We start from the raw sequence: 25,480 nt of genomic DNA, 5'->3' as shown, positions 1-25,480 counted from the left end.
CGTCAGCGCGACCGCTGAACGGGGACGATCTCCACGCCGCGCTGCACCAGCTGCTGGCGCAGCGCGGCGTCGGGATCCCCATCGACGATAAGCGTACTGGCGAGGTTCAGCTCGCCGATGGCAAAGGCCGACGCGGCGTTGAGCTTTTCCCGGGAGGCCATCACCACGGTTTCCGCGGCCCTGGCCGCCAGCGCGCGCTTGATGCCTGCCTCTTCATAATCACCGGTGGTAAAACCCGCACGCGGGTGGACGCCGGTCACCCCCATAAAGAACACATCGGCGTTGATCCGCGCCATTCCTTCCAGCGTTTCGGGGCCGACGGCGACAACTGAATGCTTAAACACTTTGCCGCCAAGCAGGATCACCTCGATTCGCGGGTGATCGACCAGCGCCACGGCGATGCCGGGGCTATGGGTGACCACCGTGCAGCTGAGGTCGGCGGGTAAGAAGTCGATCATCGCCGCGGTGGTGGTGCCGCCATCGACAATCACCACCTGTCCCGGCTGGATCAGGGCGGCGGCGGCGCGCGCCACCGCCTGCTTGGAGGCGATTTGCACGCTTTTGCGTGTTTCAATAGGGGCGATGGCAGCGGAGACCGGCAGCGCCCCGCCGTGGACCCGCTGCAGTTTTCCTTCCGCCGCCAGCTCGCGCAGGTCGCGGCGAATGGAGTCCTCTGAGACGTTAAACCGCTGGCTCAGCTCCCCGGACATCACCTGTTTTTCCTCCGCAAGAATCTGCAGGATTTGCTGTTTTCGTTGACTGGCGAGCATGATTTTTCCTTCACGAGTGATCTTGTTTGTGCACGATTATGCATGTTATGGTGCCTGCTGTCATCTTAAAGGGGATATAACATGCAAACTCATGCACCGCACGTCCGCCACATTCGCGAGAAGCTGCTCTCTGATAACTGGTACACGCTGAAAAAATATACCTTTGAACTGCAGCGCCGGGACGGACGCTGGCAGGAGCAGAGCCGCGAGGCCTACGATCGCGGCAACGGCGCGGTCATTTTACTCTACAACCGGGAAAAGCGAACGGTGGTCCTGACTCGTCAGTTCCGTTTTCCGGTGTTTACTCACGGTCACGACGGATATCTCATTGAAGCGGCGGCCGGGCTGTTGGATAACGCCTCGCCGGAGGCGAGGATCGTTGCCGAAGCGGAAGAGGAGACCGGCTTTCGGGTGACGCGCATCGAGCCCGTCTTCACCGTCTTTATGAGCCCCGGATCTGTCACCGAAAAACTCTACTTTTTTATCGCCGAATATCAGGCCGATGACCGGCAGGGAGAGGGCGGCGGGCTGGCGGCGGAAGGTGAGGACATTGAAGTGCTGGAGTGGCCGCTGGCGCGGGCGCTGCAGGCCATTCGCGATGGCGAGATCATGGATGCCAAAACCATTATCCTGCTGCAGCACCTGGCGCTGAATGCCGACACGCTCCTCGCCGGCTGAGCGGCAAGGAGCTGGGGGGGTTAACGCAGCTCGCGGGCAATGGCGCTGTACATCAGCGCCGCTTCCAGCGGCTGGGCGTTAAAGGAGGGTTCCGCCTGCGGCCAGGTCGACCACTGGACGATCACCAGGTGTTCCGCGCGGTTCACCATGATCACCTGGCCGTAGATACCCAGCGCCCAGAGCGAGTCCTTCAGCCCTTCCTGCGGCGTCGGCTGGACGTTTTGCGCATTCGCCGGAATGGCGTTATTCCACCACTGATAGCCGTAGATACCTTCCGGATGCGCCGCCGAGACCGAGTTCAGCGCTGTGGTCCAGCTTGCGGCCTGATCGAACCAGCCCGCAGGCACCAGCTTTTTGCCGTTGCTTAACCGACCATCGCGGGCGACGAATTCGCCGAAGCGGCCCCAGTCTTCAAGGGTGGCGTTAAAGCCATGGGCGCCAACATCATGCTTCCCTTGCTGATAAGCATGCCATACGCCGTCGTGGGCCATCCCGGCGGGCTGCCACAGCGACTGCTCAAGCCAGGCGGCCAGCGGCATACCGGTGGCGCGCTCCAGGATATCGCCCAACAGCCAGGCGCCGCCGGAAGAGTAGGACCACTGCTCCCCCGCCGGATGCTGGCGCGCCAGGCCGGTGACGATCTTGCGCACGCAGGCATAGGCGCCGGGCTGCGCCTCGCACTGGGTCAGGCGGGCGAAGTGCGACTGCGGGTCGGTGTAGTCTTCATTCCATTCCACACCGCTGGTGTGCTGAATTAACTGCTTCAGCGTCACGCCGTCCCAGGCGGTGCCTTTCAGTTCGGGCTCATAAACGGTAATCAGATCATCGAGGGAGTGGATCTTACCCTGCTGAATGGCGATACCCACCAGCGTCGAGACCACCGATTTTCCCACCGAGCGTGAGGTCCACAGGGTGGTATCGGTGTTGCCGTCGCCAAGATATTTCCAGGCGACTTTGCCGTCTTTCAGCACCAGCATACCGCTGACGTTCTCGCGCTTCAGGTAATCCTGCAGGGTCCAGGTGTGGCCGTTAAGGGTATAGCGGGCATCGGTCAATTGTTTTTCAGCGCGTTCCAGCGGCACTGAGTCGCCGTGGCGGAAGACATCCCCGGCATAGTTGCGATAGTCATTGCGAAAGCCAATCACGCGTGAAGTCTGATCCCAGCTGAGCATGTCTTTGGCCGCGGGTAGCGTTTGATCGTAAGGCGTTGGGCAGACATCCAGCGTCAGGCCGCCGCAGTTTTGCGCCATTGCCGCCGCCGGCAGCGCCGCCAGGATTAACGCCAGGGCCAGTGGTTTTCTTATCATCTTCCTTTCCTCGTTTGCCATAGATTCGCTGCGCAGTATATAAATCGGCGCGCGCCGGCTAAAATCAGCACAGGGGGGATTTTCCCCCGTAAGGGAGAGAAGGATGAAAACCCTGCAATATTCTTTCGCGCAGATTGAAGCATTCGCCACCATCGCCGAGACCGGCAGCCTGTCGCGGGCGGCCATTCGGTTAGGTAAAGACCGAACCACGCTGCGCGATCTGCTGGACTATCTGGAAGACGCGCTGGGTTACCATCTGTTCAGCCGGGAAGGGCGTACCCTGACCTTAACCGACGAAGGCGAGCAGCTTTTTCGTCAGGCGCATCTGCTGTTGCGCCAGGCGCAGGCTTTCGAGTCTTTTGCGCAAACGCTGCCGCAAACCACCGGACAGGCGCTGCGTCTGGTGTACGATCCCTTTATCCCACGTGATTTTCTCTGCGCGCTGGCCGATACGCTGGCCCGGCGGCAGATCCGCCTGAGCTGCTGGAGCGCCTCGCGGCGCGAAGCCGAGCAGGCGCTGAGCGATGGCGTGGCGGATATGGCGCTGTGCCAGGCTAACAACCGCACGCTGGGGAGCGAAATGGAGTGGCGGGCGCTCGGCACCGTGGATCTGCGTTTCTACGCGGCGGACAGCCTGTTCCACGACGCTCCGCGGCCGCTGACGCTATTGAATCTTTCGTTGACGCCGCAGTTAGTGATGCACCGGCGCAGTGACGATCAGATTGCCCGCCGGCTGCAGATCTCCGGCCATACGCTGTATATGAACGAAATTACTCTGCTGCGCCATGCGCTGGAGCAGGGGAGGGGCTGGGGGTTTTTACCGGACCATTTGCGGCCAGGCGAGTGGCAGGGAGTCAGTGAAATCGCGACGGAGGTCGGCAGTCAGGGGCTGAACGTCACCATGGTGATGCTCTGGCTGCCCGGAATGAATAAGCACCGGATGCTTAGCGACATCGTGGACAAGGCGCCGGAGCTTTGGCGGCGCGGATAACAAAACGCCCCGGAGCCGAAGACCCCGGGGCGCTTGCCATACAACTTGCTATCGGCGATTACGCGCGAACGAAGTCGATGTGAGTCAGTTTCGGCTTGAACGCGTGGCGCTGAACAGCCTGAACTTTGACTTTTTCTTCTTTGCCATCAACCACGACGGTCAGAACTTCGCCGTAAAACTCAGCTTTGTCCTGCATGTTCCAAACTTTGTCGTGGTCCAGTTCGATAGCAACCGGAGCAGCTTCGCCACCGTAGATGATTGCCGGGAACTTGTTAGCTGCGCGCAGGCGGCGGCTCGCACCCTTACCCTGCTCTTTACGTACTTCTGCGTTGATAGTAAACATTGATGTCTCTCTATATATAAAGCCTGCTACAGGCGACCCAGCAACAGGCGGATTATCTGCTTTGCGAATGCAAAAGCGGGCGGCATTATAGCCGCCAAACGACACCCGGGCAATCAAAACCTCAGCTTTCGGGTGATTAACGCAGCTCGTTGGCGCGGCGAAAACGCCCCTGATAATCGAACACTTTTTCCCGCACCTGCCAGTACTGGCCTTTCATGCGGGCGACGACAAAGTCCGGATGGCGCAGCAGCGCCTGCTGGGCCACGATATCCGCCGGCGTTATCCAGCGCAGCGGCACCCCCGGCGTGCGGGTATGCGGGCGAATAAACAACTGCTCAAAGGCGGTACGCTGGGCGGGCGTCTGCAGACGGAAGCGCTCACTGACGTCGGCGCCGTCTTCATCGTAGTAGGTGATTTTCAGCCACGGGCCTTTCTCGTCGCCGCCGTGCTGCAGGGCCATGCCGCTGCAGCGTAGCACCAGCGCGTCCTTCAGCTTCAGCGCCGCCTTCAGCATATCGTCCGGGTCAACCAGAATGGTGTCGCACTCCCGGCAGCGGCGGGCGGCGATATCGTTTTCCGCGTTGCACTGCGGACAGTTTTTGAAGCGAAAGCGGAAGTCGCACTGTTCGCGGTGGCCGTCGTTATCTTCGAACCACCCCTGGCAGCGGCGGCCAAAGTGTTCAATCAAGGTGCCGTCGGCGGTGGTTTTGCCCCAGAAGGTATTGGCGAAGCCGCAGGCCGGGCAGAAGACCTGCACCGGCACGTTGTCGCTTTTACCCTTCGGCGTTCCCACTTCCGGGGCGTACAGGTCGTGCGGGTTGCCGGCGTAGTCGAGGATCAGGCAGTCGGTTTTTCCCGGCGCCAGGCGCAGGCCGCGGCCAACGATCTGTTGGTAAAGACTCACCGACTCGGTGGGGCGGAGGATGGCGATCAGGTCGACGTGCGGGGCGTCGAAGCCGGTGGTCAGCACCGCGACGTTCACCAGATAGCGATACTCCTGCGCTTTAAACGCCTCGATGATGCGATCCCGTTCCGGACCCGGGGTTTCCCCGGTGATCAGCGCCGCCTGGCCTGCCGGTAGCAGGCCGGTCACTTCCCGGGCGTGCTCCACGGTGGCGGCGAAGATCATCACCCCTTTGCGGCTTTCGGCGAACTCCACGATCTGGCTGACGATATGTGGGGTGATACGCTGCTGTTTTTTCAGCTCATGGTTAAGATCGGCTTCGCTGAACAGGCCGTTGCTTTGCGCCTGCAGGCGACTGAAATCGTACTGCACCACCGGCATATCGAGGCGCTCCGGCGGCGTCAGGTAGCCGTGCTTAATCATATAGCGCAGCGGTAGCTCATAGATGCAGTCGCGGAACAGGGCCTTTTCATCGCCGCGCACCATCCCGTGGTAGTGGAACTGATAGATCCAGCCCTTTCCAAGGCGGAACGGAGTGGCCGTCAGGCCGAGCAGCCGGATCTGCGGATTAACCTGCCGCAGGTGGCCGATGATCTGCTGATACTGGCTGTCGTCATCATCGCTGATGCGGTGGCATTCATCGACGATGAGTAGCGAAAATTCGCTGCGAAACTGGTCGAGATTGCGCGCCACCGACTGTACGCTGCCGAACACCACTTTGCCGTGGCTCTCTTTTCGCTGCAGACCGGCGGCAAAGATATCCGCCTCGAGGCCAAGGGCGCAGTATTTGGCATGATTCTGCGCCACCAGCTCTTTGACGTGGGCCAGCACCAGCACGCGGCCGCGGGCCAGGCGGGCAAGCTCGGCGATCACCAGGCTTTTGCCCGCGCCGGTGGGCAGGACAATCGCCGCCGGCTCGGTATGGCGACGGAACCAGGCGAGGGTGGCATCGACGGCTTCTTGTTGGTAAGGACGTAATGTAAAAGTCATGAATTCACGGGGCTAATTAACTCGCGAATAGTATGCCATGAATCTTTTCCCTTGAGTGGTGTTAAGAGCCCGTTATACTAGCCAGTGAAATTCTTCTTTTTCGGGCGATTTGCCCGCTCCAGCACTTTGACAGGCTAAAAAAATCTCATGCGACTTGATAAGTTTATCGCTCAGCAGCTTGGCGTCAGCCGGGCTATTGCCGGGCGTGAAATCCGCGGCAGCCGCGTTACCGTGGACGGCGACATTGTAAAAGATGCTTCCTTTAAGCTTCAGCCGGAGCACGAGGTGGAGTATGACGGGAACACGCTGACCCAGCAGAACGGCCCGCGCTATTTTATGCTCAACAAGCCGCAAGGGTACGTCTGTTCCACCGACGATCCCGATCATCCGACTATCCTTTATTTCCTCGACGAGCCGGTGGCGCATAAGCTGCACGCCGCCGGACGGCTGGATATCGACACCACCGGACTGGTGCTGATGACCGATGACGGCCAGTGGTCGCACCGCATTACCTCGCCACGCCACCATTGTGAAAAAACCTATCTGGTGGCGCTGGAAAGCCCGCTGGCGGAAGGGACCGCGGAGCTGTTCGCCAAAGGCGTCCAGCTGCATAACGAAAAAGATCTCACCAAACCGGCGGTGCTGGAAATTATCACTCCGACCGAAGTGCGCCTCACCATCAGCGAAGGCCGCTACCATCAGGTGAAACGCATGTTCGCCGCCGTAGGTAACCACGTGGTTGGCCTGCATCGGGAACGCATCGGCGACATCCAGCTGGATGAATCGCTGGCGCCGGGTGAATATCGTCCGCTGACGGAAGCGGAAATCGCCAGCGTGGGCGCCCCGCAGCCACGGAGTAAAACGTGACGCTGAAGCAGAATTCTTCACTGGGGATTGTGTTTATCCTTGGCCTGCTGGCCATGCTGATGCCGCTGTCGATCGATATGTACCTCCCGGCCCTGCCGGTGATCGCTGCCCAGTACCACGTGCCGGACGGTAGCGCGCAGATGACCCTCAGCACCTATATCCTCGGCTTTGCGTTGGGTCAGCTGCTGTACGGTCCGATGGCTGACAGCCTCGGCCGCAAGCCGGTGATCCTCGGCGGAACGCTGGTCTTCGCAGCGGCGGCGGTGGCCTGCGCCCTGTCGCAGACCATCGAGATGCTGATCGCCATGCGCTTCTTCCACGGTCTGGCGGCCGCGGCGGCCAGCGTGGTGATTAACGCCCTGATGCGCGACATCTATCCGAAAGATGAGTTTTCGCGGATGATGTCGTTTGTCATGCTGGTGACGACCATTGCGCCGCTGGTGGCGCCGATGGTCGGCGGGGCGGTGCTGGTCTGGTTCAGCTGGCATGCCATTTTCTGGATCCTTGCCCTGGTGGCCCTGCTGGCCTCGCTGATGATCGGCCTGTTTATCCGCGAAACGCTACCGGCTGAAAGGCGTCAGCCGTTCCACCTGCGCACCACGCTGGGTAACTTTGCCACCCTGTTCCGCCATAAGCGGGTCCTGAGCTATATGCTGGCGAGCGGCTTTAGCTTCGCGGGCATGTTCTCTTTCCTAAGCGCCGGGCCTTTCGTCTATATCAATATTAACCACGTTGCGCCTCAGCACTTTGGCTACTATTTTGCGCTGAACATTGTCTTTTTATTCCTGATGACCATGTTCAACAGCCGGTTTGTGCGGCGGGTAGGGGCGTTGCGCATGTTCCGCGCCGGGCTGTGGATCCAGTTTGCCATGGCGGTGTGGATGGTGGTTTGCGCGCTGCTCGACGTCGGTTTCTGGTCGCTGGTGATCGGCGTGGCGGCCTTCGTTGGCTGCGTATCGATGGTGTCGTCTAACGCTATGGCGGTGATCCTCGATGAGTTTCCGCATATGGCGGGCACCGCTTCGTCGCTGGCGGGGACTTTCCGCTTTGGTATCGGGGCGATTATCGGCGCGCTGCTGTCGATGGCGACCTTTACCACCGCCTGGCCGATGCTGATCTCTATCGCCTTCTGCGCCACCAGCTCTATTTTCTTCTCGCTTTACGCTTCCCGCCGGCGAAAAATCGCACGCTAGGTCACATTTTCAGGGGCGAAATCGCCCCTTTCTTGATGCATGTCAACCGCAATGGGCTTCAGGGTTCTGTGATTTGTTTCCTTTATGTAAAATCAATTAGTGTAAAAAGTCGCATTGTTGCGATAAAAAAGTTGTTTTGGATCACAGAAACGGGTACATATAGCGCCAATCGGCTTACCGGGTTAAAAAATAACACGCTGGAATATAAGCGCTTAACCCTGGTCCGACGCGGCTGTAAACGTTTTCTGCGTCTGAGCAGGACTATTTGTCAACAGTGTGTTAATATTGATGTAAATTTATTGTGAAGCCTTTTGCTTCCGGGGAAACCACGTGAATACACAACAACTCTCTATCGTACACCGTCTGCCGCAGAGCTATCGCTGGCTGGCCGGTTTTGCGGGTTCCAGAGTTGAACCGATTCCGCAAAACGGCGCGCAGAACGAAAACAGTCTCGTCGCCCTGAAACTGCTGAGTCCGGACGGTGAAAAAGCCTGGCCGGTGATGCATAAGCTCAGCCAGGCGTTAAGCGACATCGAAGTCGACTGTTCCGTTCTTGAGTGCGAAGGCGAACCCTGCCTGTTCGTTAATCTGCAGGATGAGTTTGCCGCCACCTGTCGTCTGAAAAATTTTGGCGTGGCGATCGCCGAGCCCTTCTCCGGCAATAACCCTTTCTGACCGTCAGCTTAGCGCCAGCAGCTGGCGGGTATACTCATGCCGGGGCGCGCTGAAGACGGACTGGCACTCGCCCTGTTCAACCACCACTCCCTGCCGCAGCACCATCACCTGGTGACACAGCGCGCGCACCACGCCTAAATCATGGCTGATAAAAATATAGGCCAGCTGATGCTTCAGCTGTAATGCTTTCAACAGATTCAGGATCTGCGCCTGAACGGTTTTATCCAGCGAGGAAGTCGGCTCGTCGAGGACGATCAGCTGCGGCTTGACGATTAACGCTCTGGCGATGGCGATACGCTGGCGCTGGCCGCCGGAGAATGCCGCCGGGTAGCGCTGGCGGCTGGCCGGATCGAGCCCGACCTCCTGCATGGCAAAAATTACCGCCTGTTCGCGTTCGACTGCCGTCAGCGTCGGCTGGTGGACGCGCAATCCTTCTTCAATAATCTGCTGCGCCGTCAGGCGCGGATTGAGCGACGAGTTCGGATCCTGAAAAACCACCTGCATTTGTCGGCGCAGCGGCAGCAGCTGTCGACGGTTACGCCCCTGAATCGGCTGACCGGTAAAGGTTATCCTGCCCTCGGATGAGATCAGGCGCAGCAGCGCCAGACCGGTGGTGCTTTTCCCCGATCCCGATTCGCCCACCAGCCCCAGCGTCTCGCCGGCGCGTAGCTGAAAACTGAGGCTGTTGACCACCCGATGGCGATCGACAACCCGGCGCAGGATCCCTTTGCGAACAGGAAATGCCACGTTTAAATCGTCCACCTGCAGCAGCACCGGGGCATCGACGGCCAACGGCACCGGCTCACCGTCCGGTTCGCTATCCAGCAGGCGTTGGGTGTAGGGATGAGCCGGCGCGCTGAACAGCGCCCGACAGTGATTGTGCTCCACGCAGCGGCCGTTCTGCATTACCGCCACCCGGTCAGCCAGCTGGCGGACGATGCTCAGGTTATGGGTAATAAACAGCATCCCCATGTTCAGCTCCCGCTTCAGCTCGCGCAGCAGCTGCAGAATTTGCGCCTGCACTGACACATCGAGAGCGGTGGTCGGCTCGTCGGCAATCAGCAGCTCAGGGCGCGTCAGCAGCGCCATGGCGATCATCACCCGCTGGCGCTCGCCGCCGGAGAGCTGGTGCGGATAGTCCGCCAGCCGCCGCGGCGCCTGTCGGATCCCGACGCGCTCCAGACAGTCTAGGATCTCCCCGCGCGCCGCCTCTTTGCGCATTCCCCGGTGTAAAGACAGCACCTCGTAGAGCTGTTTTTCCAGGGTGTGCAGGGGATTGAGCGACACCATCGGCTCCTGAAAGATCATCGCGATCCGGTTGCCGCGCACGCCGCGCAGGGTCGCCTCATCAGCATGCAGCAGCGACTGGCCATGAAAACGGATATCGCCGCTGGGGTAGCTGGCCGGCGGGGTAGGAAGCAGCCGCAGCACCGACAGGGCGGAGATGCTCTTACCGGAGCCGGATTCACCCACCAGGGCCAGCGTTTCGCCGACCGCCACTTCGAGCGACAGATTATGCACGACGGTCTGCGTCTCGCCCTGCTGGCGAAAGGCGATAGAGAGATTGTCGATAGCTAACAGCGGGTGGGTCATATTACACCGCCTTACTGGGGTCAAAGGCGTCGCGAACCGCTTCACCGATGAAAATCAGCAGCGTCAGCAGCACGGCGACGGAAAGAAACGCGGCAATACCCAGCCAGGGCGCCTGCAGGTTGTTTTTGCCCTGCAGGAGCAGCTCGCCTAGTGAGGGCGAGCCAAGCGGCAGGCCGAAGCCGAGAAAATCCAGCGACGTCAGGGTGGTAATAGAGCTGCAGAGAATAAAAGGCAGGAAGGTGAGGGTCGCCACCATCGCGTTGGGCAGCATATGCCGCAGGATGATCTGCCGGTCGCTGACCCCTAACGCCTGCGCCGCCCGGATGTAGTCGTAGTTGCGGGTGCGGAGAAATTCAGCGCGCACCACGCCCACCAGTGTCATCCAGCCAAACAGGACGGTGATCGCCAACAGCCACCAGAAGCCCGGCTGCACGACGCTGGAGAGCAGAATGATCAGAAACAGCGTCGGCATGCCGGACCAGACTTCGATAAAACGCTGCCCCCAGAGGTCGATTTTACCGCCGTAATAACCCTGGATCGCCCCGGCCAGCACCCCCAGCACGCTGGAGAACAGCGTCAGCAGCAGGCCAAAGAGTACCGAGATGCGCGTCCCATAGAGGATCCGCGCCAGCACATCGCCGCCGTTGGCGTCGGTGCCGAGCCAGTTGCTGGCCGAGGGCGGCGAGGGAAAAGGAACCGTGCTGGCAAAATTGATCGTCGTCGCGCCGAAGCGCACCGGCGGCCAAAGCGCCCAGCCGTGGCTGGCCAGCTGGTGCTGCAGCCACGGATCCTGATAGTCAGCGGCGGTGGCGAATGCGCCGCCGAAGGTCTGCTCGGTGTAGTTTTTTAATACCGGGACGTACAGCTGGCCCCGGTACTGCACCAGCAGCGGCCGATCGTTGGCCAGCAGCTCAGCCCCCAGGCTGCAGAGGAAGAGAATTAAAAACAGCCACAGCGACCAGTAACCGCGACGGTTGTGGCGAAAGCGCGCCCAGCGGGCCTGATTAACGGGACTGAAGAACGACATTAGCGGCCCTCAAAATCAATACGCGGGTCGACCAGCGTATAGCTGATATCGCTGACGATATTAAGCAGCAGGCCGATCAGGGTGAAAATATAGAGCGTCCCGAACATCACCGGATAGTCGCGGGAGACCGTCGCTTCATAGCCCAGCAGCCCCAGACCATTCAACGAGAACATCACTTCGATCAGCAGCGAGCCGGTAAAGAACATACTGATAAAGGTGGCCGGGAAACCAGCGATCACCAGCAGCATGGCGTTGCGGAACACGTGTCCCCAGAGGATCTGTTTCTCCCCGACGCCTTTGGCGCGGGCGGTGACTACATACTGTTTGCGGATCTCGTCAAGGAAGCTGTTTTTAGTCAGCATGGTCAGGGCGGCAAAGCCGCCGATCACCGTCGCCAGCACCGGCAGGGTGATGTGCCACAGATAGTCGAGGATCTTTTCATACCACGGGAGGGTGTCGAAGTTTGGCGAGACCAGACCGCGCAGCGGGAAGAGGTCGAAATAGCTGCCGCCGGCGAAAATCACGATCAGCAGGATGGCGAACAGAAAGGCGGGGATCGCATAGCCAATGATAATCAGCGTACTGCTCCAGATGTCAAAGCGGCTGCCGTTGCTGACGGCTTTGCGGATGCCCAGCGGAATGGAGACCAGATAGATGATCAGCGTGCTCCACAGCCCGAGGCTCACCGAGACCGGCAGGCTGTCTTTAATCAGCTGCAGCACCGAGGCGCTGCGAAACAGGCTGTCGCCAAAATCAAAGCGCAGATAATCGCCCAGCATCTTCAGGTAGCGCTCATGCAGCGGTTTGTCGAAGCCGTAGCGGTGGGTGATCTCGGCGATGACTTCCGGATCGAGGCCGCGCCCCCCGCGATAGTGACCCTCGCTGATATTGCCGGCGCCGGTACGGGCATGGCTGGCGCCCATCCCGCCGTCGCCGGCGCCTGGCATTCCGCCGTGCTGACCAAATTCGATGGCGGCGATGGCCTGGTCGACCGGGCCGCCGGGAGCGATCTGTACAATAAAAAAGTTAATGGTAATGATGGCCCACAGGGTGGGGATCACTAACAGCAAACGGCGGATCAGGTAGCTGCCCATGGTATGTCCTTAGCGTCTGTCCGCGGGGAGGGTGGCCGCTTTGTTCGCGTCATACCACCAGGTATCAAGGCCGGACGAATAAATGGGGCGGGTTTGGGGGAACGAGAATTTATTCCACCACGCGGTGCGGTCCTGCGCCATATACCACATCGGCAACATGTAGTGGTTCCAGGTGAGGACGCGGTCCAGCGCCCGGCCGAGCGGGATCAGCTTCTGCTTATTACCCTGCCACTGCAGGATCTGCGCAATCAGTTTATCCACCACCGGACTTTGCACCCCCGGCGCGTTGTAGCTGGAGTGAATATAGTCCGACGCCCAGGAGATTTGCAGGTCAGTGCCCGGCCAGGGCATGGCGCGCCACAGGCTCGGCATCATGTCGTAATCGCGGCTGCGGCGGCGGTTGCTGTACTGCGAGTTATCCACCTGACGAATATCCATGACGATCCCCAGGCGCTGCAGGTTGTGCTGGAACGGCAGCACCCAGCGGTCATTGCTTCCGGCCGGCATCAGCAGCTCAAAGCGCAGCGGCTTGCCGGTGGCGGCGTTAACCCGGCGCTGGTTCTTCACCGTCCAGCCTGCCGCGTTGAGCAGGGCGTCGGCTTTGAGTAAGTTGGCGCGGTCAAAGCCATCGCCGCGGGAGACCGGCGGCTGGTACACCTGGCTGAAGAGCTCGGGGGGCAGTTCGTTTTTCATCGGCGTCAGCAGGGCCAGTTCGGCCGCGTCGGGCAGGCTGCGGGCGGCATATTCGGTGTTCTGGAAATAGCTATTGGCGCGCTGATAGGCGCTGTAGAACAGCGCTTTGTTCATCCATTCAAAATCAAACGCCAGGGTAATGGCCTCCCGCACCCGGCGATCGGCGAATACCGGGCGCTGGATATTGAACGCCAGCCACTGGGTATCCTGCGCCGAGGTGTTGGCATACTCCTCTTTGATGATGTAGCCGCGGCTGAAGTTGCGGCCAACGTAGCGGGTAGCCCAGTTTTTGGCGACCGTCTCTTCCCGGCGGTCAACGGCCCCGGCTTTAAAGGCTTCAAAAGCGACGTTGTCGTCAAGATAATAGTCATAGCGCAGCGTATCGAAGTTCCAGCGACCGCGGTTGACCGGCAGGTCGGCCGCCCAGTAGTCGGCGACCCGGGAATAGGTAATATACTGTCCCATCCGCCAGGCGCTGATGCGATAGGGTCCGCTGGCCAGCGGTGGCTTTGACAGCGGGTCGCTAAGTTTGTGATGGCGCCAGAACGCCTCGGGCATCACCGGTAGGCTCAGCAGGCTCAGCATATTCTCTTTACCGGGCTGGCCGAGGTCGATACGCACAGTCAACGGCGCGATGGCCTTCACGGTGGTGCCTTTATAAAAGAGGCGGAACTGCGGCACCCCTTCGGTCATAAACTTCTTGAAGGTAAAAGCGACATCATGGGCGGTGATTGGCGTGCCGTCGTGAAAACGGGCGCGGGGGTTGAGAGCGATCTCCATCCATGAATAGTCCCCGGCGTAGCGCGCCCGCTCGGCAATCAGCGGATAATAGCTCCCGGGCTCATCATCCGAAGTGGTGAACAGGGGATCGTAGAGCGCCTCAGTTCGTACCGCGGGATTGCCGCGCAGCGCGTAGCGGTTGAAGTTGTCGAAGGTGCCGATTGCCGCCAGGGTGAGCGTGCCACCTTTCGGCGCCTGTGGATTGACATAATCAAAATGGCTGAAACCGGCGGCGTATTTGGGCTCGCCGATAATCGCGAAGGCGACGCTTTCCTGAATGGATTGCGCGTTAGCGCTCAGGCTAAACAGAGCAAGCAGAAGCAGAAAAAGTCGCGCATACATAGGCGGCAGAATACCCCGTCATAGCCGGCCCCCATGGCCGACTTCTGTTCCCGCATCATAAGTGAGACTTAACGCGTTGTGAAATAGTTCGCGGGTTCATCGTGCGCGGCCACCAGCGCCGCCAGCGACAGCGGCCGGCTGATCCAGTACCCCTGCAGGAAATGAACCCCCTCAGCGCGGAGCCACTCCGCCTGCTCCTGGGTCTCCACCCCTTCGGCGACGGTCATTAATTTCAGCCGGCGGCTGAGGGTCAGTACCGCATCCAGCACTGGCGAGGTAACTGTTTCGGTGCCGATCGCCTGCACAAAACCGCGATCGATCTTCAGATAGTCGAAGTTATAGCGCTCAAGGTAGATCAGCGCGCTATGCCCGGTGCCAAAATCATCAATCGCGATTTCGAATCCCTGGCGGTGGAGCCAGGCGAAGTTAGCCATCGATTTTTCTTTATCAATCATCGCCCGCTCGGTCACCTCCAGCACCACGTGAAAATGGCCGGCGGGCAGCGCGGCGGCGAAGCGCAGCATATCGTCGCGGAAGCTGTCGGCCTGCAGATGGGCAGGAGATATATTCAGCCCCAGCTTGACGCCGCGCGGCAGAATACGCTTCAACACCGCAGCATCGCGGGCGATCAGCGCCAGCAGATGATGGGTTAGCGGCACGATCATCTGCTGGGTTTCGGCCAGGTTAATAAAAACGTCGGGCGGGATTTCGCCCACCACCGGATGGCGCCAGCGCATCAGGACCTCGACACCGCTGATATGCAGAGTCTGGGCATTCACCACCGGCTGATAGACGACGTAGAACTGGTTGTTTTTGATCCCCAGGAGAATGGATTTTCGCGGATCCGATTTGATCGTCAGCACGTAATAGCAGAGTAGCCCCGCCAGCAGGCCGCACACCACTCCGAGCAGCAGAGCAAACTGCGTATTTTCCGCCAGCCAGCTGTTGGCATACAGGTAGACCTTCAGCGGTAAACCCTCGATCTGTGTCTGGCGGATCGGCGCGTTATGCAGCGTTTGCGGATCCACCAGCCGGTTACTGAAGGTGGAGATGGCGGTGTGATCGATGGCCAGCGCAATGCCGCTGAAATCATTCTGCCGTGCAGAATAGAGGATATACGGTGTGAGATTGGCGTTAATCGACACGAAAATGCCGCTGTTTTTATCACCAGGTTTTCCTACCCACAACGCCAGCGCCGCGCTCTTCGGCATCATCGGCGTGCCCGGCAAAATGGCCATATCAAGGGGTTTACGGATATCAATGGCCGGGATCAGCTGGGTGAGGGGGGTATCCATGGCGCCGGTTGCCGAGGAGCAAAAGGCCACGCCGTTTTTGACCAGCAGAAAGGCGCGGACGTTAGGGCTGAAAGCGGCATGGGAGGTGAGCCCGGAGTCAATATTCTCGCAGGGCTGGTCCACCAGCGGCTGCAGGCCGTCGATGGTCTGCCGCAGGTCGTGAAAGTAGCTCTTCAGATAGGTATTAACGTTGTTGATAATGGCGTCGAAACGCTCCGCCCGGTTATGGTAAATCACCATAAACTGAATGCTGCCGGCCAGTAGCGCGACGATAACTCCCACGCACAAGCTGGTTATCCAGGTTTTACGCTGGGGCGAAAAGTAGCGAGTCAGCATAGCTATAGTCTTTCCGTGTTATTGATGCGCAGCAACGGGTTGTCAGTCGTCGTTTTTCTCATTCCCACTTAAAAGACATAGCTTATTTTGCGTCGTTCAGAATCAGGTGGCAAAAAAAAACACTGCCGGGGCAGTGTTTTTTATCCCGCTTCCAGCCAAGGGATAACCGGCGGCGGTAGAGGACAGTTTACGAGCGGCTCAGGACTCGACGCGCTTCGTTGTAGCGCTTTTTCCAGTATGGCTCATCCATGCTGGAGATAGTCACCCCGCTGCTGGTAGAGGCGTGAACAAACTGGTTGTTGCCGAGGTAGATCCCTACATGGCGGCCGGTAGAACCGGCACGGAACAGAACCAGATCGCCGGTACGCAGCTGGGTACGGGAAATCGATTTTCCGGTTTCCTGCTGTTCAGAAGTTGAACGCGGCAGTTCCAGACCAAATTGTTCGCGGAAGGTGCGCTGCACGAACGCCGAGCAGTCGATACCTTTGCGGGTGCTGCCGCCGAGGCGGTAACGCACGCCTTTCCAGCTGGCATACTGATCCATTAAACGGGACTTCACGTCCAGGTTACGGACCATCGTTTCAAATTCATCCTGAGAGGCTTGCAGTGATGATAAATCGCCACTACCCACAGCATGCGTCTCAGAATGCATATTCCTGGCGGTACTTGTTGAACTACACGCGGAAAGCAGAACCGCTACTGCAATCGCGGGGGCTACCCGCAAGATGTATCTCAAAATCGGCTGAGATTTGACCATGCTGTTTATTTTCCCTTGTTGTCCTTAACGACAATGTCGTTATAAAAATGCCAAACGTGTTAGAGCCTAAATACCCATCCGCAATGAGACAATTCCTTAAGCTTAAATTTGTGCAGTCACGCACAATTTTATTCACGCCTTGAATTAATGTTGCGGAAAAGGCAAAACGAGAACGAGATTACCCTATCAAACGCCGCATGGCGAGCGGTTTTGCGCGATTTCTTATAAGTATTTTGGTGACAAAAAGTGAATCATCGGGAAAGGCCAAAATAGCGACAATATCGGGCAAAAAACAGACAATTCCTTCATTTGTCACGGGATTAATGTGACAAGAAGATGAACGTGATGTAGAAAAAAAGGACAATTGAAAAAAAGGGACCCAAAAGGTCCCCTTATAGATAATGAGTCTGGCGACTGCCGGAGACATTATTTGGCTGATATTCCACCGGGTAAGTAGCGATCGAAAAAGGCGATCAGTTTATCGCTCAGGGAAGTCATCAATACCCAGGGCGCGCCAATCAGCACGGCGGTCAGCGAGCCGACGGCAATATCGCTGAACCAGTGGGCGCCAATCATCACCCGCGGGAAAGCAAAGACCACAAATATTACCAGCGCCACGGCCAGCGCGCGGCGACCAAAATAGCGCCACATAAAGCTCGCGAAGATCAGCAGCATCATCCCATGATCGCCGGGGAAGCTGTCCTTGGAAGCATCCTTAGTGGGGAAGTTAACGACGTCGCTGACGCGGGTCACATCGCTGAAAAACAGCGACGGGCTGGCGCGCTGAACCGGCATCAGGTGCTGCGCCAGCTGGTTGATGATCACCGCCGCCAGCAGCATCACCAGGCCCATAATGGCGATCTGACGACGGCCTGCCGCCGGCGCCTTGAGCCAGTAGCTAAGCATCAGGCACCCCATCGCCAGCAGCGAGCAGGCGTCGAAGGCGCGATTGTTGATGATCGCCAGCAGCCAGGCGTAAGCGCGGCTGACGCTGACGCCATGGTTAAAGAAATGGAAGATCGCGGAGTCAACAGGCGCCCACGCGCCGTGGTTGGCTGGCAGATACCAGGAGCAAAATAGCGCCACACCCGCGATGTTTAGCAGCAAGATTAAAGGAATTCGGTTTTTCATCATAGCCATTGCGATTTTGTGACAGTCGGCGGCAACCTTAGCCGCCTTAACTTAAACGAAGCCTCAACAATGAGGTCTGGAGCGCATTCCAGTCGGCTTCATTAGCGGAGATAAGCTCGATGCGGCTATCGGGCGGGGCGACGCTGAGGGTCTCGATATGCAGATCCTCACCCTGGCGGTTGATCCGCACCGCCCCTTCGGCAATGCGCAGCACACCTTTGACGCGCGCCACCGGCGCCAGCCGGGCCCACTCCAGCAGGGCGATGGTGTCAAAGACCGTTTCCGCGTCGAAGATCCAACCGCAGGCCTGATAGCCCTGGCCGCTGTTAAGGTGGCGGCGCCAGCGCTGGTGTTCCGCCAGGCTAAGGGCGGCGAGACCGGCTGTTGGAGGATGGCGATGGGCGTGCTCCGCGCTCGCCGGCAGTGAGGCGGTGTTGCGCCGGGGTTCATCAAGCAGGGCGAGGTCGATATTCCCCTGGATCGCCGACACCTGGCGGCGCTCGCCACCCCAGCGTTGCCACCAGTCGGCAAACGCCTGAGCGCTTTCGGGCGTTTCCCGATCGCTTTTATTGGCCACGATGATATCCGCCGCCGCCAGCTGGTCGCGAAAGTTGTCGTTGTTGACCGCTTTCTCGTCCAGTAACTGACGCGGATCGAGGATGCACAGGGTCGCGCGCAGATCGATCCAGGGTTCATACACCGCCGCGGTGAGAATATCGAGGATCTGCTTTGGATGGCCAAGTCCGGTAGGTTCGATCAACAGACGATCGGGTTTCCCCTGGCGCAGCAGGGTGTTCAGCCCGACCTGCATTGGCAGGCCATTGACACAGCACATGCAGCCGCCGGGGATCTCTTTGAGCAGGGCGCCGCTGTCGGCCAGCAGCGCGCCGTCTATCCCGACTTCGCCAAACTCGTTAACCAGTACGGCCCATTTTTCATCCGCAGGCTTCTGCGCCAGCAGATGAAGAATCGAGGTCGTCTTACCGCTGCCGAGAAAGCCGGTGATCAAATTGGTTCTGGTCACTCTTTTCTCCAGGATAAATGTAATGTTGTAACAGTTATGCCTATCCTGACGAAAAAAGAGGGAAAAGAGAAGTCCTGAGGCGGGCAGAAGGGAATTCTGTCCGCATAAGCGCAAATATTGTTAAGAATCGAGCGCGCGGGCAACTGCCTCGCGGGCGCCGTGCATCGCCAGCTGCTGCCAGGCGGCGCGGATCCCGGCGACAAACAGGGCGTTGCGCGGCAGGTCGCGGCCAAATATTTCCTCCAGACCCAGCAGGGCGTCAACACGCTGCTGCTCATCGCTCTGCGCCACCCGCTGCTGGATCTTGTCTACCAGCGGATCGCGCACGTCGATGGTCTGACCGGCATCATCCGTGCCGCTGACGTAGCGCATCCAGCCGGCCACGCCGAGGGCCAGCAGCGGCCAGCGGCTGCCGCGCTCAAGATGCACGCGAATACCGTCGAGCATGCGCTGGGGTAGCTTCTGGCTGCCGTCCATGGCGATTTGCCAGGTACGGTGTTTGAGCGCCGGGTTGCTGAAGCGCGCGATTAAGCTGTCGGCATAGGCCGCCAGGTCGACGCCGGTAATGGTCAGCGTCGGGGCCTGTTCATCAAGCATCAGCTGGCGAGCGGCACGGCGGAAGACCTCATCCTGCATGCAGTCGCTAACGTGCGCATGACCTGCCAGATAGCCAAGCCAGGCGAGGAAAGAGTGGCTGCCGTTGAGCATCCGCAGCTTCATCTGCTCCCAGGGCAGCACGTCGTCGGTCATCTGCACGCCTGCCGTCTCCCAGGCGGGGCGCCCGGCGACAAAGTGGTCTTCGACTACCCACTGAATGAAGGGTTCGCAGCTGATGGCGCAGGGATCTTCCACCCCCAGCACGGCGGCGATTTCCGCCAGCGATTCGGCGGTGGCGGCGGGAACAATGCGATCCACCATGGTGCCCGGGAAGCTAACGTTGTCGGCGATCCAGCTCGCCAGCGCCGGACTGCGTTTTTCCGCCATGCCGAGGACGGCATTTTTCACCACGTGGCCGTTATCGGGAATGTTATCGCAGGAGAGCACGGTAAAGGGCGGCAGGCCGCGTTCCCGGCGGCGGGCCAGCGCTTCAACTAAAATACCGGGAGCCGACTGCGGGAGCGTCGGATTTTCCAGATCGTGAACGATGCGCGGATGCGTCGGATCCAGCTTGCCGGTCGCCGGATCGATGCAATAGCCTTTTTCCGTGATGGTCAGCGAGACAATCGCCACCTGCGGCTCGCAAAATTTCTCGATAATTGCCGCCAGCGAATCGAGCCTGGCGTTCAGGCATTCGTGCACTGCGCCGATAATAATGGGCTGATTACCGTCGGCGCCTTTTTCCAGTACGGTAAACAGGTGGTCCTGTTCGCGAAGCTGGCTCATCAGCGTATCGCCGCTGAACAGACTGATTTCGCAGATCCCCCAGTCGCCGCCGAAGTTATTCAGCACGCGATCGGTCAGCAGCGCCTGGTGCGCGCGATGAAACGCGCCAAAGCCGAAATGGACAATACGCGAGCGGAGCTGGCTGCGATCGTACTGAGGACGTTGCACGTTTTCCGGTAGCGTAGCGGTTGCAATTGTTGTCATTCTTTACACACCTGTTTAACTGCTTATTAACATTACCAGTCTAAAGTTATATGACAGGAAATTAAATTGGTAAGCCGAAATTATCCGCTGACTGTGAGCTGGATCAATCAATGCGCCGGCACTGTTTGCAGCCTGCTGAGAAACATGTATGGTAGTCGTCATGAGTGTCGCCATTATTGGTATAACAACTTTTGTGAGGGCATAGCGATGGAGCAAACCTGGCGGTGGTATGGGCCGAACGATCCGGTATCGCTTGATGATGTACGGCAGGCAGGGGCGACCGGGGTCGTCACTGCGCTGCACCATATTGCAAACGGTCAGGTCTGGCCGATCGACGAGATTAAAGCGCGTCAGGCGCTGTTAGCGGCGAAAGGGCTGACCTGGTCGGTGGTCGAAAGCATTCCGGTGCACGAGGATATTAAAACCCACAGCGGGCAGTATACGACCTGGATTGCCAACTATCAGCAGAGCATCCGCAACCTCGCGGCCTGCGGCATCGATACCGTATGCTACAACTTTATGCCGATCCTCGACTGGACGCGCACCGATCTGGAATATGAGCTGCCGGACGGCTCCCGGGCGCTGCGTTTCGATCAGATCGCCTTCGCCGCCTTTGAACTGCATATCCTCAAACGCCCGGGGGCGGAAGCGGATTACAGCGAAGAAGAGCAGCGCCAGGCCGAGGCGTATTACAAGGCGATGAGCGAAGCGGACATTGAGAAACTGACCCGCAATATCATCGCCGGCCTGCCGGGGGCGGAAGAGGGTTACACCCTCGACCAGTTCCGCGCGCGTCTGGCGGAATATGACCACATCGATAAAGCGCAGCTGCGCGAAAATATGGCCTATTTCCTGCGGGCCATCGTGCCGGTGTGCGAAGAGGTGGGGATCCGTCTGGCTGTGCATCCGGACGATCCGCCGCGGCCGATCCTTGGCCTGCCGCGTATCGTCTCGACCATTGAAGATATGCAGTGGCTGAAAGAGACAGTGGACAGCATTAATAATGGCTTTACCATGTGCACCGGATCCTATGGCGTCCGCGCCGATAACGATCTGGTGAAGATGGTGGAGACCTTTGGCGATCGCATTCACTTTACCCATCTGCGCTCCACCTGCCGTGAAGCGAACCCGAAAACCTTCCACGAGGCGGCGCACCTTAGCGGCGACGTTAATATGGTGGCGGTGGTGGATGCGATTCTGCGTGAAGAGCAGCGGCGTAAACAGGCCGGCGATCTGCGCCCGATCCCCTTCCGTCCGGATCATGGTCATCAGATGCTCGACGATCTGCGCAAGAAAACCAACCCAGGCTATTCGGCGATTGGCCGTCTCAAGGGGATGGCGGAAGTACGCGGCGTGGAGCTGGCGCTGAAGATGACCAAATACCCTGAACTGCTGTAATCGCGGCAATGGGGATAACAAAAAGGACAGCCAGCGGCTGTCCTTTTTTCTGGTCAACTCGTCACGGAAGATTAATCCGCGCGGCCCATATAGCGGCACTCTTCGATATGAATGCGGATTTTCTCACCGGTGGTCAGGTATTCCGGCACCTGAATCACCAGGCCAGTGCTCATGGTGGCGGGCTTGGTGCGGGAGCTGGCGGATGCCCCTTTAATCCCCGGCGCGGTTTCGATAATTTCCAGGTCCACGGTCTGCGGCAGCTCAAGCGCCAGCAGCTGCCCATCCCAGGTCAGCACCTGCATATCCGGCATGCCGCCTTCCGGAATAAACTGCAGCTCTTCTTCGATCTGCTCTTTTGTGAAGGTGTAAGGGGTGTAGTCTTCTTTATCCATGAACACGTATTCGTTGCCATCGACATAAGAGAAGTCAACGAAACGGCGGGTCAGGGTCACGGTATCGACGATATCGTCGCCTTTGAAGCGCTCTTCTACTTTCAGGCCGGTACGCACATCGGAGAAGCGCATTTTATACAGTGTCGCAGCACCGCGGGCGCTGGGTGACTGAATATCGATATTTTTCACAATCAGCAGCTTGCCGTTGTAATTCAGCACCATACCTTTTTTAATTTCATTCGCTCTTGGCATTGCAGTAATCCTGTCACTTAACGAGTCAAAAATATCGCGTAAAACTACTCGCGCCCGGGCGTTCAGGCAAGTGGAATTCGCGAGTTTTGCTATCTTCTGGCAAAACGTTTAGGCTGTGGCGCAAAATGAGCGTTCGGGAGCTGGGTTGTGGAATGTCGTACTGATTGTGGCGCATGTTGCATCGCCCCCTCTATATCATCGCCGATCCCCGGCATGCCGCAGGGCAAGCCGGCCAACACTCGCTGTATTCAGCTCTCCGAGCACAATCTGTGCCTCATTTTCGGTTCCCCACTGCGCCCGAAGGTGTGCGCCAGCCTGCAGCCCTCGCCGGAGATGTGCTTGACTCATCGTGATGAAGCCATTACCTGGCTGCTGGCGCTTGAGCTGGCCACCGCGCCCTGAGCTTAAAGCAGCAAATGAGACAGGTTTTTGATATGGACGCTGAGGCCGTCCAGCAGCGCCTGGACGCGCAGCGGAAGAATGTCCCGTCGCTGGTAGATAAGCCAGGCCTGCAGATCGATACAGCGCTCCTTTTTCAGACAGGGAACCAACTGTCCTGCCGCCAGCTCGGTGGCGAGTGAATAGTAGGGCGCATAAACGATCCCCATCCCCAGCTTCGCCAGCTCCACCGCCGGCAGCGTGTTATCGCACACGAATCCCCCCTTTACCGTGAGATTAAGCGGTTTGCCGTTTTTGCTTTTGAAGGTCCAGATATTGTCGCTGCCGCCCAGCATACGCAGGGTGATGCACTCATGATCCACCAGCGCCTCCGGTTCGGCGATAGGGTGTTGCGCGAGGTAATCCGGGGAGGCGAAGACGCCGGTACGAAAGCGGGTAAACGGGCGGGCGATGAGGTTTTCATTCTGTGGCTTAAAGGGGCTTATCAGCAGATCGCAGTCGCTATTGAAAATGGCGCCGTATTTCTGTTCCCGCTCGCTGGCGTTGCGGGTGACCAGATTGATCTGCAGCTCCGGCAGCGTTTTTCTTAGCGCTGGCAGAATATAGCGCCCGAGAAACTGGTGGATGCCGATGGGCGCCCCAAGGGTGACAACGCCCTGCAGTGTGTTCTTATAACGGTCGGCGAGGTTGATAAGCTGCTCATGCTGCGCAAGAACGGCGCTGCTGGCGTGAATAAACTGCTCGCCGAACTCGGTACGCACCAGTTCCCTGGCGGTGCGCAGAAAAATAGCCAGACCGACTTTCCGCTCCACGCTGGTCAGCGTCCGTGAGACGTTAGACTGGGGCATATTCAGGCGCTGGGCTGCCCGGCTTACGCTGGCGGTTTCGGCGATGGCGCAGAGGATCCTCAGCTCGTCCATTTTAAAGTCTTTCAACATCTTATCGCTGCCTGATATTAATGGTATATCAAAAATGATATACCAGTTTGGCTGAATTGCCATGTGATTTATTGATCCGCTGAACGTATGATGGCCTTTGCGTTGAACAGTCGTTTATTTAAGGAAATCTGTGCGTTTTATTGCTTCTTTTGTGGTTCTCGACGTGATTAAAAATAACGATCTTCCCGCTGGCTTACTGAGTGTATATGCACCATGCTGCTTAATTATTTTGCTTTGTTTGTATTAATACTGGTATTTCTCATATTGTTTTATGGAGTTATTATTATCCACGATATTCCCTATCACATCGCGCAAAAACGCCAGCATCCCCATCAGGACGCGATTCATGTAGCAGGCTGGATAAGCCTGTTTACCCTGCATGCTATCTGGCCTTTTCTGTGGATCTGGGCCACGTTGTACCGGCCTGATCGTGGCTGGGGGATGGCCTCACAGACCGAGGGACATCAGCAGCGAGCGGAGCTGGAGAAACGCATTGCGTTACTTGAAGCGGCATTAAAAAACAGCCAGCAGGCGTCGGTGGAGAATAGCGAGAAATAATATGGATCTGTTAATTATCCTTTGCTATGTCGCCATTGCCTGGGGCGTGTTTAAAATATTTCGCATTCCAGTAAATAAATGGACGATCCCCACCGCTATATTAGGCGGAATAGTGATCGTCGGTGCGCTAATATTAACGATGAACTATAACCACCCCTATACGATGCGAGCGCAAAAAATTGTCGTCTCCATTCCGATGGTGCCGCAGGTATCAGGCGAGGTGGTGGAGGTGACCAGTAAAACCAATGTGTTAATGAAGAAGGGCGAACTGCTGTTTCGCATCGACGATACCCGCTACCGCGCACGGCTGAACAAGCTGAAAGCCGATCTGGCGGCCGAGGAGGCCACGCTGCGGGCGAAGCAGGCAACCATTGACGATGCCAGCGCCAGAGTACAGCAGGCGCAGGCGGAGTACGACCGGGTCACCCGCGACTACCAGCGCTATGCCCAGGGAGCGGCCATGCCGGTGAATCCTTTTTCGGAACAGGATGTGACCCACGCCAGGCAGCAGGTGCAGATCCAGTCGGCGGTGCTGCAGGCGGCGAAAGCGCAATTACAAAACGCCCGAGAGCAGGTATCCGGACGCTACCACGGGCTGGATGCCAATATTGCCAGCCTGAAATCGCAGATCCTTGAAGCGGAGTATAATCTGGCGCAAACCGTGATTCGCGCGCCGAGCGACGGCTACGTCACCCAGCTTCTGGCGCGGCCGGGGATGACCGCGGTGCGTCTGCCCTTCAAGCCGGTGCTGGTGTTTATTCCCCAGCAAAAGCGCCAGGTGGTGGCGGTATTCCGCCAGAATTCGGTCCTGCGTCTGACGGCCGGGGATAGCGCGGAGGTGGTGTTTAACGGTCTGCCGGGCAGCGTCTACAGCGGTAAGGTATCGCGGGTGTTGCCGACCGTCCCGGACGGCAGCTACCAGGCCAGCGGCGCGCTGCAAGGACTGAACGCCGGGGCAGGGAAAGAGGGCATTTACGTGCTGATCGACCTCGATCCCCATCCGGAAGTGGAACATTTACCGGACGGGGTCAGCGCCCAGGCGGCGGTGTATACCGATTATTTTGCCCATGTGTCGATTATGCGCAAAGTGCTGCTGCGCATGACCAGCTGGCTGCATTATCTCTATCTGGATCATTAATCCCCATTGCCCGGCTCCGGCCGGGCAA

24 protein-coding genes are annotated in these 25,480 nt (G+C 58.6%); 9 read left to right on the top strand and 15 right to left on the bottom strand.

Annotation, left to right across the window (positions count from 1 at the left end; genetic code table 11):
- Nucleotides 1-2: 2 nt before the first annotated feature.
- The gene (locus CE636_RS07460) at nt 3-770 is read right to left on the bottom strand and encodes a DeoR/GlpR family DNA-binding transcription regulator (protein ID WP_017899307.1); all 768 of its coding nucleotides are present in this window, start codon (nt 768-770) and stop codon (nt 3-5) included.
- A gap of 81 nt (nt 771-851) precedes the next feature.
- On the opposite strand from CE636_RS07460, the gene CE636_RS07455 reads away from it, so the two are divergent.
- Nucleotides 852-1,448: an NUDIX domain-containing protein gene (locus CE636_RS07455; protein WP_017899308.1), complete on the top strand. Its 597-nt coding sequence runs from the start codon at nt 852-854 to the stop codon at nt 1,446-1,448.
- A 20-nt stretch (nt 1,449-1,468) separates the two neighbouring features.
- Here CE636_RS07455 and CE636_RS07450 read toward each other — a convergent pair whose 3' ends face one another.
- Complete coding sequence (locus CE636_RS07450; protein ID WP_017899309.1) at nt 1,469-2,755, bottom strand: serine hydrolase domain-containing protein; 1,287 nt, start codon at nt 2,753-2,755, stop codon at nt 1,469-1,471.
- A 103-nt stretch (nt 2,756-2,858) separates the two neighbouring features.
- Here CE636_RS07450 and CE636_RS07445 point away from each other — a divergent pair, with 103 nt between their 5' ends.
- Nucleotides 2,859-3,746: a LysR family transcriptional regulator gene (locus CE636_RS07445; RefSeq protein ID WP_017899310.1), complete on the top strand. Its 888-nt coding sequence runs from the start codon at nt 2,859-2,861 to the stop codon at nt 3,744-3,746.
- 58 nt (nt 3,747-3,804) lie between these two features.
- Here the strand turns inward: CE636_RS07445 and rplY are convergent, their stop codons facing one another.
- Both rplY and CE636_RS07435 read right to left on the bottom strand, forming a co-directional pair.
- Nucleotides 3,805-4,089 (bottom strand): 50S ribosomal protein L25, encoded by a 285-nt coding sequence (gene rplY, locus CE636_RS07440; protein WP_004201664.1) that lies wholly within the window; start codon nt 4,087-4,089, stop codon nt 3,805-3,807.
- A gap of 136 nt (nt 4,090-4,225) precedes the next feature.
- Entirely contained in the window at nt 4,226-5,983 is a 1,758-nt protein-coding gene (locus CE636_RS07435) for a DEAD/DEAH box helicase (RefSeq protein ID WP_017899311.1), read from the bottom strand.
- A gap of 147 nt (nt 5,984-6,130) precedes the next feature.
- Between CE636_RS07435 and rsuA the strand changes: the two genes are divergently transcribed.
- The 3 genes from rsuA (at nt 6,131) to CE636_RS07415 (ending at nt 8,718) form a co-directional block, all read left to right on the top strand.
- Nucleotides 6,131-6,850, top strand: coding sequence for a 16S rRNA pseudouridine(516) synthase RsuA (rsuA, locus tag CE636_RS07430; protein WP_004201662.1), 720 nt, complete (start codon nt 6,131-6,133; stop codon nt 6,848-6,850).
- Nucleotides 6,847-8,043: a Bcr/CflA family multidrug efflux MFS transporter gene (locus CE636_RS07425; protein ID WP_004201661.1), complete on the top strand. Its 1,197-nt coding sequence runs from the start codon at nt 6,847-6,849 to the stop codon at nt 8,041-8,043. The genes rsuA and CE636_RS07425 overlap by 4 nt, the downstream gene beginning before the upstream one ends.
- 330 nt (nt 8,044-8,373) lie before the next feature.
- Nucleotides 8,374-8,718 (top strand): YejG family protein, encoded by a 345-nt coding sequence (locus CE636_RS07415; protein ID WP_002912974.1) that lies wholly within the window; start codon nt 8,374-8,376, stop codon nt 8,716-8,718.
- Nucleotides 8,719-8,721: 3 nt separating this feature from the next.
- Here CE636_RS07415 and yejF read toward each other — a convergent pair whose 3' ends face one another.
- The 9 genes from yejF to CE636_RS07370 all read right to left on the bottom strand — a co-directional run bounded on the left by yejF (nt 8,722) and on the right by CE636_RS07370 (nt 20,377).
- Nucleotides 8,722-10,311: a microcin C ABC transporter ATP-binding protein YejF gene (gene yejF / locus CE636_RS07410; protein WP_017899312.1), complete on the bottom strand. Its 1,590-nt coding sequence runs from the start codon at nt 10,309-10,311 to the stop codon at nt 8,722-8,724.
- A gap of 1 nt (nt 10,312) precedes the next feature.
- Nucleotides 10,313-11,338 (bottom strand): microcin C ABC transporter permease, encoded by a 1,026-nt coding sequence (locus CE636_RS07405; RefSeq protein WP_017899313.1) that lies wholly within the window; start codon nt 11,336-11,338, stop codon nt 10,313-10,315.
- Nucleotides 11,338-12,432, bottom strand: a complete 1,095-nt coding sequence (locus CE636_RS07400) for a microcin C ABC transporter permease YejB (RefSeq protein ID WP_004201658.1) — start codon at nt 12,430-12,432, stop codon at nt 11,338-11,340. Before CE636_RS07400 ends, CE636_RS07405 begins: the two co-directional genes overlap by 1 nt.
- Nucleotides 12,433-12,441: 9 nt before the next feature.
- Nucleotides 12,442-14,247 carry an extracellular solute-binding protein gene (locus tag CE636_RS07395; RefSeq protein ID WP_017899314.1) on the bottom strand — a complete coding sequence of 602 codons (1,806 nt, stop codon included), beginning with the start codon at nt 14,245-14,247 and terminating at the stop codon, nt 12,442-12,444.
- A gap of 68 nt (nt 14,248-14,315) precedes the next feature.
- On the bottom strand, nt 14,316-15,878 hold the full coding sequence (locus CE636_RS07390) for a cyclic di-GMP phosphodiesterase (protein ID WP_017899315.1): 1,563 nt from the start codon (nt 15,876-15,878) through the stop codon (nt 14,316-14,318).
- A 187-nt stretch (nt 15,879-16,065) separates the two neighbouring features.
- Entirely contained in the window at nt 16,066-16,635 is a 570-nt protein-coding gene (gene mepS, locus CE636_RS07385; RefSeq protein ID WP_004201653.1) for a bifunctional murein DD-endopeptidase/murein LD-carboxypeptidase, read from the bottom strand.
- Between the two features lie 426 nt (nt 16,636-17,061).
- Nucleotides 17,062-17,775 (bottom strand): phosphatase PAP2 family protein, encoded by a 714-nt coding sequence (locus CE636_RS07380; RefSeq protein WP_017899316.1) that lies wholly within the window; start codon nt 17,773-17,775, stop codon nt 17,062-17,064.
- A gap of 37 nt (nt 17,776-17,812) precedes the next feature.
- Nucleotides 17,813-18,790, bottom strand: a complete 978-nt coding sequence (locus tag CE636_RS07375) for a CobW family GTP-binding protein (protein ID WP_017899317.1) — start codon at nt 18,788-18,790, stop codon at nt 17,813-17,815.
- 120 nt (nt 18,791-18,910) lie between these two features.
- On the bottom strand, nt 18,911-20,377 hold the full coding sequence (locus CE636_RS07370; protein ID WP_017899318.1) for a mannitol dehydrogenase family protein: 1,467 nt from the start codon (nt 20,375-20,377) through the stop codon (nt 18,911-18,913).
- 207 nt (nt 20,378-20,584) lie between these two features.
- On the opposite strand from CE636_RS07370, the gene uxuA reads away from it, so the two are divergent.
- A complete protein-coding gene (uxuA, locus tag CE636_RS07365) occupies nt 20,585-21,775 on the top strand; it encodes a mannonate dehydratase (RefSeq protein WP_017899319.1) in 1,191 nt (396 codons plus the stop codon).
- A 71-nt stretch (nt 21,776-21,846) separates the two neighbouring features.
- Here the strand turns inward: uxuA and yeiP are convergent, their stop codons facing one another.
- Nucleotides 21,847-22,419, bottom strand: a complete 573-nt coding sequence (yeiP, locus tag CE636_RS07360) for an elongation factor P-like protein YeiP (RefSeq protein ID WP_002912951.1) — start codon at nt 22,417-22,419, stop codon at nt 21,847-21,849.
- Between the two features lie 147 nt (nt 22,420-22,566).
- Here yeiP and CE636_RS07355 point away from each other — a divergent pair, with 147 nt between their 5' ends.
- Nucleotides 22,567-22,821, top strand: a complete 255-nt coding sequence (locus tag CE636_RS07355) for a YkgJ family cysteine cluster protein (protein WP_004201647.1) — start codon at nt 22,567-22,569, stop codon at nt 22,819-22,821.
- A gap of 2 nt (nt 22,822-22,823) precedes the next feature.
- Here the strand turns inward: CE636_RS07355 and CE636_RS07350 are convergent, their stop codons facing one another.
- Nucleotides 22,824-23,756 carry a LysR family transcriptional regulator gene (locus CE636_RS07350; protein WP_017899320.1) on the bottom strand — a complete coding sequence of 311 codons (933 nt, stop codon included), beginning with the start codon at nt 23,754-23,756 and terminating at the stop codon, nt 22,824-22,826.
- 213 nt (nt 23,757-23,969) lie between these two features.
- Here CE636_RS07350 and CE636_RS07345 point away from each other — a divergent pair, with 213 nt between their 5' ends.
- Together CE636_RS07345 and CE636_RS07340 are read left to right on the top strand one after the other, a co-directional pair.
- Entirely contained in the window at nt 23,970-24,314 is a 345-nt protein-coding gene (locus tag CE636_RS07345) for a DUF3302 domain-containing protein (RefSeq protein WP_017899321.1), read from the top strand.
- A gap of 1 nt (nt 24,315) precedes the next feature.
- Complete coding sequence (locus CE636_RS07340; RefSeq protein ID WP_004201644.1) at nt 24,316-25,452, top strand: HlyD family secretion protein; 1,137 nt, start codon at nt 24,316-24,318, stop codon at nt 25,450-25,452.
- Nucleotides 25,453-25,480: the final 28 nt, after the last annotated feature.

Origin of the sequence: Klebsiella sp. LY, from assembly GCF_004010915.1 — a bacterium.
GTDB classification, from domain to species: Bacteria; Pseudomonadota; Gammaproteobacteria; order Enterobacterales; family Enterobacteriaceae; genus Klebsiella; species Klebsiella quasipneumoniae.
Note: the sequence above shows the minus strand (reverse complement) of the source record. Positions and strands in the feature narration are given on the sequence as shown.